We start from the raw sequence: 1,435 nt of genomic DNA, 5'->3' as shown, positions 1-1,435 counted from the left end.
CTGAACCGGTTCGATTCCGGGTCGGCTGCGTATAACTTGCCGATGGCTATCCGGTTGTCGGGGGTGCTGGATGTGGCCGCGTTGCGGGCGGCGGTCGCGGATGTGGTGGCCCGGCACGAGGTGCTGCGTACCGTCTACCCGGAGACCGAGAACGGTCCGGTACAGGTGGTCTTGCCGACCGGCGCGGCGCCCGAGCTGCGGGTGCGGTCGGTGGCCGCCGGCGCTGCGGTATCGGCGGTGGCGGAATTGGCGTCGGCCGGTTTCGATGTGACGGCCGAGGTGCCGCTGCGGGTGGCGCTGTTCGAAGTGGACGGCGCGGCCGATGAGTTCGTGCTGGCGATGGTGATCCATCACATCGCCGGTGACGGCGCGTCCGTCGCTCCGCTGACCAGGGACGTGATGACGGCCTACGCGGCGCGTGCGGCCGGGGACGCCCCGGAGTGGGCGCCGTTGCCGGTCCAGTACGCGGATTACAGCATCTGGCAGCGGAAGCTGCTCGGTGACGAGGCCGATCCGGAATCTATTGCGGCCGAGCAGATCACCTACTGGCAGTCGACGCTGGCCGGTGTACCCGATCAGCTGGATCTGCCGATGGATCGGCCGCGTCCGGCGGTGCAGTCCTTCGCGGGTAGCCGGGTTCCGGTCACCCTCGATGCCGATGTTCACAGTGGTTTGCAGCGGGTCGCCCAGGAGCAGGGCGCGACGTTGTTCATGGTGGTGCATTCGGCACTCGCTGTGCTGTTGTCGCGTCTTTCGGGTACCGATGACATCACCATCGGTACGCCGGTGGCGGGTCGTGGTGAGGCTGCGCTCGACAATTTGATCGGTATGTTCGTGAACACGTTGGTGTTCCGGACGCAGCTGGATCGTGGGGAGTCGTTCACGGAGCTGCTGGCGCGGCAGCGGGAAACGGATATCGCGGCGTTCGCGCATGCGGATGTGCCGTTCGAGCGTTTGGTGGAGGTGCTGAATCCGGCGCGGTCCACGGCGCGGCATCCGCTGTTCCAGGTGGGCTTGATCTTCCAGAACCTCGCGCAGGCGAGTCTGGAGTTGCCGGGTCTGACGGTGTCGGGTCTGGATGTCGATACCGAGATCTCGCAGTTCGATCTGAATCTGATCCTGGGTGACACTTATGACGAATCGGGTGTGCCGCAGGGTGTTTCGGGTTATCTGACCTATGCGACGGCGTTGTTCGACCAGGCGACCGTTCAGGGGTTCGCCGACCGGTTCGCGCGGTTGCTGCGCGAGATCGTGGCTGCGCCGGAGACCGCTGTCGGTGATCTGGAGATCCTGGCGCCGACCGAGCGTGCGCAGGTGCTCGCTGAACGCAATGCCACCGAGCACGAGCTTCCGGCCGGGTTGCTGTTGGACGGGTTCAATGCTGCGGTTGCGGCGTATCCGGATCGGGTGGCTGTCTCGTTCGAGGGGACGAGTC

Annotated in this window: 1 protein-coding gene; it reads left to right on the top strand. The window is 65.9% G+C overall.

What is annotated here, in order from left to right; all coding sequences use genetic code 11:
* Positions 1-1,435: condensation domain-containing protein (locus tag ACWCPQ_RS35010; protein WP_449907467.1), on the top strand; the 1,435-nt coding region annotated here is incomplete at both ends.

Source organism: Nocardia sp. NPDC001965 (assembly GCF_053594175.1).
The sequence above is the reverse complement of the archived record's forward strand: the minus strand, read 5'-3'. Positions and strand labels throughout refer to the sequence as shown.